The sequence below is a fragment of the Citrobacter sp. wls718 genome (assembly GCF_005280945.1).
GTDB lineage: Bacteria > Pseudomonadota > Gammaproteobacteria > Enterobacterales > Enterobacteriaceae > Citrobacter > Citrobacter gillenii.
Genome location: NZ_SZWV01000053.1, coordinates 119,509 through 128,307, shown reverse-complemented (window position 1 = coordinate 128,307; position 8,799 = coordinate 119,509). Strand labels below are relative to the sequence as shown.

Sequence of the window (8,799 nt, the reverse complement as noted above, 5' to 3'; positions counted from 1 at the left end):
CGGTGTTTCAGGGGGCTACATCAAATCTATTCTGGCGGTTGCCTGTGTGGTTCGGTACGCTTTACCGCAACGAATCCCAACAACTCACATTCCTGCTCCTGTGATATTTGCCGCAGACATACGGGTGCGCCCACCGTAGTGTGGATTGAATTTAACGCTGAAAACGTAGAATGGACGGGCATTGCGGGTCAACCTGCTACCTGGCGATCATCAGAAATATCCAGCCGAGCCTTTTGCCCACAGTGTGGTAGTTCCGTGGGCGCCATCGATGACGCCCCGATTATTGCCCTGTTAGCCGGGGGATTTGACGATCCCGATGATGAGAATCTGGCGCCACAGTTTCACTCTTTTTCCGATATGATGCCGGTATGGTGGCAAAAAGGACATGGCGAAAATTGATTCGGTTATGTCAGTTGATAGTGCTTATCGGGCATATGTTTAGCAGGTACAGTCGTTTCATCGTTCATTTGCAGCAAATCAATTTCAATCGCATTACAAATCGCATCCAGCGGCAAGTCGTTATTTTCCGTGCCGAACGGGTCTTCAAGCTCTTCTGCCAACGTGTCGAGAGAAATGAACGTATATGAAATCAGCACGGAAATGAACGGCGTCATATAGTGCAGATCGACCACCAATGCGAATGGCAGCATGATACAAAACAGATAGACCGTGCGATGCAGGATCAAGGTATAGGCAAATGGCACCGGTGTATTAGCAATCCGCTCACAACCTGCAAGTACCGCCGACATATCATTTAATCTATTGTTTAAACTGTGAAATAATATGTCAGATAGCTCGCCATTACGCCTGCGTACGGCTAACCACTCCCCCATCAACAGCAGAATACGGTTGGCCGGTGATTGGCAGGCAAAGACAGTTTGCAAATCTGAGGCACTGAGATATTTCGCTAATGGTTCCGCCTGCGGGTTACGACGCAGGGTCATGCGTAAACAGTGGGCAAAGGCGATTTGCAGACGTACAAACTGCCCCAGCTCGACGTCGTCCGGTAATGTGTTTTTTACCTCACGCAGTAGCGAACGGGAGGCAATCATTAATTGTCCCCACAGGTGTCGAGCTTCAACGTAGCGCGAGTAACAGGCATTGTTGCGAAAGCCTAAAAAGATAGCAATGGCGACGCCCAGGATGCTGAATGGCGCCAGGGTAAATTTGATACCCAGCATCGTATACCATGGCAGCATGATGATAACGGCAATGGAAAGCAGAAAATTCAGCAGCAGGCGCGAGAAAATCTTCGATAACACTGAACCATGCCAGACGAATATCAGACGCAGCCAGTGTTGTTGAGGTCGAACAATCATAGTTATCTTCGGAAAATGTGAAAGCCGCGCCATTAAACGTGATCGCGATCAATGTTGCAAGCACCTCACCGCACTAAATCCCGCCTTTTACCTGCCTGAACAAATGAGGCGCTACAGTCTCAGACGGTAACTGTATTTAAGAAACACACTGTATGTTGTAACTAATAAACGGGTATAAAAAACCCGGCCTAAACCGGGTAATTATGTGACTATTTTAGCACAGTGGCTTCACGGCTTCGCGCATACCGTTGGACAGAATGGCGTCCAGATCGGCAGAAACCTGTTCAACCAGACCGGGAACCTGCGTCAGATCCTGCTCCCAGTGCTCGTTGACCGCCAGTACCGAGTGGACCAACGCTTGCGTGCTTATTTGACGATCGTGGTGCTGACTCCATAGCAGCTGGAAGCGCTCAATCCAGTGGGCATCATCCTGAACAGGATAAGACTCACCGTTACGCTCGCCACGATAGAAAGCAATCAACGCCGCCAGCGCAAACGTCAGACGCGCCGGCAATTGACCATTGGCCTGCTGCCCTGCCAGCAACTGCGGCAAAATACGAGTGCGGAATTTGGTCATTCCGTTCAGGGCAATCGACAACAGCTGATGCTTGATGTACGGGTTGCAGAAACGTCCGGTCACCGCGCTGGCGAATGATGCCAGCTCATCACGTGGTAAATCGAGCACCGGAATGATCTCTTCGTAAATGGCTTTTTCGACAAAAGCGCAAATCTCTGCGTCATTCATCGCCTCACCCACCGTGTCTAGCCCTGCCTGGTAGGCTACCGGTACCAGCGCGGTGTGCGCACCGTTAAGGATGGCAACTTTACGCTCTTTGTACGGCTTAATATCATCAACAATCAGTACATTCAGCGGATATTTGTCCAGACGCAGTTCAGTCGCTAATGACTTCGGCCCCTGAATCACAAACAGGTAGAAGTGCTCTGCAGTATCGAGGAATGCATCGTGATAACCCAGCTCGGCTTCCAGCGTGGCCACTTCGTCACGAGGGTAACCGGTAACGATGCGGTCCACCAGCGTAGAACAAAATGCGTTAGCCGCGTCCAGCCACTGCACGAACGCGTCCGGCAACGCCCACTCCTGCGCATAACGCAGCACCAGTTCACGCAGCGCATCGCCGTTGTAATCAATCAGTTCGCAAGGAATGATTATCCAGCCTTTATCCAGCGCGCCGTCAAAATGGCTGTAACGCTCAAACAGCAGGCGGGTCAACTTGGCCGAATAGCTTACCGCAGGCGCATCGTCTAACTTGTCGCCCGCGTGATAACTGATCCCGGCTTCCGTTGTATTGGAGAAAACAAAACGCATATCAGGGTTATGCGCTAGTTTCAGGAACTCATCGTATTCGCTATAGACGCTGATTTCACGGTTAACCGAGCGAATTAAACGCGCGTCGCTGACGGCCTCGCCCTTTTCATTCAGACCACGAATGATGGTGGTATAGAGACCATCCTGCGTGCTCAGTGATGGCGGAAATGTACTTTCGATAGGACGAACAATGACCACACCAGAATTCAGATCGGTATGTTCATTCAGTAAATCAACTTGCCAGTCAACAAAGGCGCGCAGGAAGTTTCCTTCACCAAACTGAATGATACGTTCAGGATAGTGAGCACCGGGAAAATCGCGACGATTTAGTGTTTGCACAATGGGTTCCCTTTTTGATTAGTCATACAACCTGATTGAATTGGTCCAATAGGTTAGCAAACTTTAATACCTTGAAACCCTGTTTTGATCAATCCCTGGTAACAAATTACAATGATTTATAGAAAAGTGTGGTGCCCGTCAGCGTTCCATCCGGCATTTGGGCGTAGTTGGGGATCATGCCCGCGTTTTGCCAGCCGCAATTGTGGTAGAACAACTCCGCAGCGCTACCGGTGGCCGTGTCGAGCACCAGCGTAGTTTTATGCTGTTGACGCGCACACGTTTCCAGCGCGTTCATCAATTCCCGGGCGATACCCGTTCGTCGTGCAGACGGATGCACCAGTAATTTGGCGACGTCGGCACGATGCGGTTGGTTTTCAGGTTGATCGACAATAAGCTGGACGGTTCCCACCAGGATACCCTGCGTGTTTTCAGCCGCCAGCACAATTCTCTCGCCACAGGCAACGCTTTGCGCAACGCCCGTCCAGAATGGCAGTGACTTATCGCGATTGAAGGGGTGTATAAAACTTACAGATGCACCGTCATTCACGCACTGTTCAAAAACGTCACAAAGCTCGTCGATTCTCGACACAATCTGTTGTGCGCTCAGCACGATGCAGGGGGTACCAGTGGCCATTTTTTTCTCCTCAGATAGTCCCCATGATAGTGCGTTTAACTTTTTCGCAACACAAGGGGTCTTATCATAGGATTATGTTATCTATGGCTGGTTCATTTGCCGCACTAACCAGTGATAAATTACCGTGACAACGTAACGCTGCTGTTCTGCACTTAGCGCCAGCCCTTGAGGAATATCATGCCATTTTGCCAGGCAGCCGCGACAGCAGGTTGCCGTCGCATGCTGGGCAATAAATACCGGATGCCCGCGCATCGGCGTCTGCTTACCGTCGTTGGCCGGGAATGCAGGCGCCAGGCGTTTGGCAATAAAATCGGCGGCATGTTGCTCAATCACCGGCGCGCCTTTCTCCATACAATAGCGTCGTTCTTTGTCACCAAGGCGAAACCGTGAACGAAAGGTCGATTTCGCCAGTCGGGAAAACAGCGGTTCGAGCGAGTTCATCAGTAAACCGAACGCCCCATCTGTTGGGTTAACTGTTCCAGCACCGCAATACCTGCCAGTGAATTCCCTGCCGGATCCAGTTCCGGGCTCCAGACCGCTATCGCCATTTCATGCGGCACGATCGCTACGATACCACCACCCACCCCGGATTTTGCCGGCAGCCCCACTCGCCACGCAAATTCACCGGCGTTCTGGTACATACCACTGGTCGCCATCAGCGCATTAATTTGTCGGGCCTGCATCGGCGTGACCACCGGTTCATTGAGATGAAAGGCATGCCCCTGATTAGCCAGAAAGACAAAGGTACGCGCCAGCTCCACGCAGCTCATTTTCAGCGCACAGTAGTGGAAATAGTTTTGCAGAACGGTGGCAACATCATGTTGAAAATTGCCAAAGGATTTCATCAGCCAGGCAATGGCCGCATTACGTGCCGAATACTCAAACTCAGAGCGGGCAACTGTCGCATCATAGGCGATATCCGGCACACCGCTTAGCGCCCGTACGACTTCGAGCATGCGTTGACGTGGCGCACTCAGACGCCCCTGCAGCATGTCGCAAACCACTAGCGCCCCGGCATTAATAAACGGGTTGCGCGGTATTCCTTGCTCCATTTCCAGCTGTACCAGAGAGTTAAACGGATGTCCTGACGGATCTTTGCCTACTCGCTGCCAGATCTCATCTTCCTGATAATGACGCATCGCCACCACCAGACTGAGCACCTTCGAGATCGACTGAATTGAAAAACGTTCTTGCGCATCGCCCGCCTGATAGTGCTGACCATCAACGGTACAAATGGCAATACCCAGTTTGGAACCATCAACGGAGGCTAATGCGGGGATGTAGTCAGCGACCTTCCCCTGACCAATCAGCGGGCGAACCTGCTGCACAATGGTTTCTAAGATTGAATTGTCCATGGCCCTGGCCACAACATGCTCCTTGCTCGCAGGTCTGAAAGGCCTGCGAGTATAACAGAGCTGAATGCACCGCGTCAGGATGCAGATGATATGCGTGGACGGGTGTCCCGTGTGGAGACACCCTGAAGATTAGATACGGTTTTTCCAGACGGTCTGCACGTTACAAAACTCATGCAGGCCAAAGTGCGAAAGCTCCCGACCAAAGCCGCTTTTCTTCACCCCGCCAAACGCAACGCGGGCATCACTGGCACTATAACCATTGATAAATACCCCGCCACATTCCAGGCGCGCAGCCATATTCTGCGCCAGCGTCTCATCTGCGGTGAAAATCGTTGCCGACAAGCCAAAATCACTCTCATTCGCCAGTACTAACGCATGCTCTGCGTTCTTCGCAACGGTAATTGCTGCTACCGGGCCGAACAATTCCTGGCGGAAAGCGGTCATCTCAGGTGTCACGTCACCAAGAACCGTGATGGCATAGTAGTTACCTTTTCCGGCAATTTTTTCGCCACCGAGTAACAACGTCGCCCCTTGAGCCAGCGAAGCCTCAACCTGCTGATGCAGTTCATCACGCAGATCAATGCGTGCCATTGGGCCGAGATCGTTTTCCTCATTCAGAGGATCGCCCATTTTTAGCGCACTGGCCGCCGCCACAAAACGCTGAGTAAATTCTGCCGCAATCCCTTCCTCAACAATAAAACGTTTCGCTGCCGCACAAACCTGCCCGGTATTCTGATAACGACCGGCGACTGCCGCCTTCACGGCCAGATCGAGGTCAGCATCGTTAAGGACAATGAACGGATCGGATCCACCCAGTTCAAGCACGCATTTCTTCAGCGCCGCCCCCGCCTGAGCACCAATTGCCGCCCCGGCTCGCACACTTCCCGTTACCGTAACGGCGGCAATACGCGGATCATTGATCATCTGGCTAACGCCCGAGTTATCGGCATTCACCCAGCCATATACCCCCTGCGGGATACCGGCATCAGCAAACGCCTGCGCAATAATACCGGCACACCCGGTTACATTCGGTGCGTGCTTTAACAGGTAACCATTCCCGGCCAGTAAAATAGGCACGGCACCGCGCATGACCTGCCACAGCGGGAAGTTCCATGGCATAACGGCCAGAATAGTGCCCAGAGGACGATATTCGATCACCGCCTGGTTATTCTCCACCTGTGTTGGTTCAGGATTAAGCATCAAAGGTCCATGCTCTGCATACCAGTCACACAGCGCCGCGGATTTCGCCACTTCTGCACGAGCCTGTTTTATCGGTTTCCCCATTTCCCGTGAGATACACTGCGCCATCTCTTCCGCACGCTGGCGCAGAGCGTGCCCAACCTTGCGCAGCATCTGCGCCCGATGCGCCACGGTGGTGTGTTTCCATTCATTAAATCCACTGGCGGCCAGATCAAGCGCATGGGCAATCTCATCCCGACTAGCCCACGGCATCGCCGTTAACCTTTCGCCGTTCACAGGATTGACGGAAATCGCATGTGTTGCTGATGTGATGGTCATAGCTGTCTCTCTTTTTGCAGGGTATGGTCATATCATGAGCGTATTTACTCTTTCTGAAAAATGAATAATATTAACTACACCATTCACGAACAGAGAAAAATAATGGATCTGACGCAACTGGAAATGTTCAATGCGGTGGCGGAAACCGGCAGCATTACGCAGGCCGCCGCGAAGGTACATCGTGTGCCGTCCAATCTCACCACGCGTATTCGCCAGCTTGAAGCCGACCTTGGCGTCGATCTGTTTATTCGTGAAAACCAGCGCCTGCGACTTTCCCCGTCCGGGCACAATTTTTTGCGCTATAGCCAGCGGATCCTTGCCCTGGTAGAGGAAGCACGCATGGTCGTTGCTGGCGATGAGCCGCAGGGACTGTTCTCTCTCGGTTCGCTGGAAAGCACCGCTGCCGTACGCATTCCCGCGACGCTGGCTGAATATAATCGACGCTACCCTAAAATCCAGTTTGCGTTGGCTACAGGGCCTTCAGGCACCATGCTGGACGGTGTACTGGAGGGGACGCTGAGCGCCGCCTTTGTCGATGGCCCGATCACCCACCCGGGACTGGAAGGCATGCCGGTCTACCTTGAGGAGATGATGATCGTTACCCCTCACGGACACGCCCCCATACAGCGGGCCAGCGACGTTAACGGCTGCAGTATTTATGCCTTTCGCGCGAACTGCTCTTACCGCCGCCATTTTGAAAGCTGGTTTCACGCCGATCGCGCAATGCCGGGCACCATCCATGAAATGGAGTCGTATCACGGCATGCTCGCCTGCGTGATTGCCGGGGCGGGAATTGCGCTGATTCCGCGATCGATGCTGGAAAGTATGCCGGGACACCATCAAGTTAACGCCTGGCCGTTGAGTGAAAACTGGCGTTGGCTCAATACATGGCTGGTCTGGCGTCGGGGAGCGATGACGCGACAGCTGGAAGCATTTATTGAGGTGTTGAACCCCCAACTGGCGCAGAATGCAGATTAGCTGACGCCGGGTGACGCAAGCTCACCCGGCCCTCCTTTCCAGGTATCAGGCATAAAATGTGATTTGAATCACGAAATGATTGTATTTTCACCAGTAACCGTTTTAAGATCGTGACCTCACCTTTTCGCAGCTAATCCAATTTATTTGATATGACAACACACACTGTTTCCCGCAAGGTCGCGTGGCTACGGGTCGTTACGCTGGCTATTGCCGCTTTTATTTTCAATACCACGGAGTTTGTTCCCGTCGGTTTGCTCTCCGACATCGCGCAAAGCTTTAATATGCAAACAGCGCAGGTCGGGATCATGCTGACCATCTATGCCTGGGTCGTTGCCCTGATGTCACTGCCGTTTATGCTGCTTACCAGTCAGGTGGAGCGACGCAAACTTCTGATTTGCCTTTTCGCGCTGTTTATCGCCAGTCATGTGCTCTCTTTCCTGGCATGGAACTTTACCGTGCTGGTCATTAGCCGTATTGGTATTGCCTTCGCACACGCCATTTTCTGGTCGATTACCGCGTCATTAGCGATTCGCATGGCACCCGCCGGCAAACGTGCGCAGGCGTTGAGCCTGATTGCTACCGGGACCGCGCTGGCGATGGTGCTGGGGCTGCCTATTGGCCGTATCGTCGGCCAGTATTTTGGCTGGCGCACAACCTTCTTCGCTATCGGCGTCGCCGCATTAGTCACCTTGCTCTGTCTGATTAAACTGCTGCCAAAACTACCCAGTGAGCATTCAGGCTCGCTAAAAAGCCTGCCGCTGCTGTTTCGCCGCCCGGCGCTGATGAGCATTTATTTACTGACGGTCATTGTAGTCACCGCGCACTACACGGCTTACAGCTATATAGAACCCTTTGTTCAGACCGTTGCCGGACTGAGTGCCAATTTTGCGACCGTGTTGTTACTGGTTCTGGGTGCGGCGGGCATTATCGGCAGCCTCATCTTTGGCAAGCTGGGTAATCAGCATGCATCCGGGCTGATAAGTGCGGCTATCGCGTTACTGACGGTGTGCCTGGTGCTGCTATTACCAGCCGCTGACAGCGAGATGCACCTCGCCATACTGAGTATTTTCTGGGGTGTGGCCATTATGGTGATAGGTCTGGGGATGCAGGTGAAAGTGCTTGCGCTGGCACCCGATGCCACCGACGTCGCCATGGCGCTGTTTTCCGGGATCTTTAATCTGGGTATCGGCGCGGGCGCACTGGTGGGAAATCAGGTCAGTTTGCACTGGTCGATGTCCACAATCGGTTACATCGGTGCGATACCCGCACTGGCTGCGCTGATATGGTCCGTGATTATCTTTCGCAAGTGGCCGGTCGCGCTGGAAGAAC

General features: G+C 52.8%; 9 protein-coding genes. 3 read left to right on the top strand and 6 right to left on the bottom strand.

Annotated elements, in window-relative coordinates:
* Positions 1 to 24: 24 nt before the first annotated feature.
* Entirely contained in the window at positions 25 to 399 is a 375-nt protein-coding gene (locus tag FDW95_RS11000; protein WP_137363499.1) for a GFA family protein, read from the top strand.
* Positions 400 to 404: 5 nt separating this feature from the next.
* Here the strand turns inward: FDW95_RS11000 and FDW95_RS10995 are convergent, their stop codons facing one another.
* The 6 genes from FDW95_RS10995 to sad form a co-directional block, all read right to left on the bottom strand.
* Positions 405 to 1,319 (bottom strand): bestrophin family protein, encoded by a 915-nt coding sequence (locus FDW95_RS10995; RefSeq protein WP_161959037.1) that lies wholly within the window; start codon positions 1,317 to 1,319, stop codon positions 405 to 407.
* Between the two features lie 214 nt (positions 1,320 to 1,533).
* Positions 1,534 to 2,985 carry a tagaturonate reductase gene (locus tag FDW95_RS10990; protein WP_115258517.1) on the bottom strand — a complete coding sequence of 484 codons (1,452 nt, stop codon included), beginning with the start codon at positions 2,983 to 2,985 and terminating at the stop codon, positions 1,534 to 1,536.
* A 106-nt stretch (positions 2,986 to 3,091) separates the two neighbouring features.
* The gene (locus FDW95_RS10985; RefSeq protein ID WP_115258518.1) at positions 3,092 to 3,619 is read right to left on the bottom strand and encodes a GNAT family N-acetyltransferase; all 528 of its coding nucleotides are present in this window, start codon (positions 3,617 to 3,619) and stop codon (positions 3,092 to 3,094) included.
* An 81-nt stretch (positions 3,620 to 3,700) separates the two neighbouring features.
* Positions 3,701 to 4,060, bottom strand: coding sequence for a DUF4186 domain-containing protein (locus FDW95_RS10980; protein ID WP_115258519.1), 360 nt, complete (start codon positions 4,058 to 4,060; stop codon positions 3,701 to 3,703).
* The gene (gene glsB / locus FDW95_RS10975) at positions 4,060 to 4,986 is read right to left on the bottom strand and encodes a glutaminase B (protein ID WP_137363497.1); all 927 of its coding nucleotides are present in this window, start codon (positions 4,984 to 4,986) and stop codon (positions 4,060 to 4,062) included. The genes FDW95_RS10980 and glsB overlap by 1 nt, the downstream gene beginning before the upstream one ends.
* A gap of 117 nt (positions 4,987 to 5,103) precedes the next feature.
* Positions 5,104 to 6,492, bottom strand: coding sequence for a succinate-semialdehyde dehydrogenase (gene sad, locus FDW95_RS10970; protein WP_115258520.1), 1,389 nt, complete (start codon positions 6,490 to 6,492; stop codon positions 5,104 to 5,106).
* Between the two features lie 102 nt (positions 6,493 to 6,594).
* Here sad and FDW95_RS10965 point away from each other — a divergent pair, with 102 nt between their 5' ends.
* Both FDW95_RS10965 and FDW95_RS10960 read left to right on the top strand, forming a co-directional pair.
* Entirely contained in the window at positions 6,595 to 7,470 is an 876-nt protein-coding gene (locus FDW95_RS10965; protein ID WP_115258521.1) for a LysR family transcriptional regulator, read from the top strand.
* 149 nt (positions 7,471 to 7,619) lie between these two features.
* On the top strand, positions 7,620 to 8,799 hold a 1,180-nt coding region (locus FDW95_RS10960; protein WP_137363498.1), incomplete at its 3' end, for a sugar transporter.

Coding starts and splice junctions, on each gene's coding strand:
- FDW95_RS10985 (WP_115258518.1), bottom strand. CDS start 3,619: ATGGCCACTGGTACCCCCTGCATCGTGCTGAGCGCACAACAGATTGTG.
- FDW95_RS10995 (WP_161959037.1), bottom strand. CDS start 1,319: ATGATTGTTCGACCTCAACAACACTGGCTGCGTCTGATATTCGTCTGG.
- FDW95_RS10980 (WP_115258519.1), bottom strand. CDS start 4,060: ATGAACTCGCTCGAACCGCTGTTTTCCCGACTGGCGAAATCGACCTTT.
- FDW95_RS10965 (WP_115258521.1), top strand. CDS start 6,595: ATGGATCTGACGCAACTGGAAATGTTCAATGCGGTGGCGGAAACCGGC.
- sad (WP_115258520.1), bottom strand. CDS start 6,492: ATGACCATCACATCAGCAACACATGCGATTTCCGTCAATCCTGTGAAC.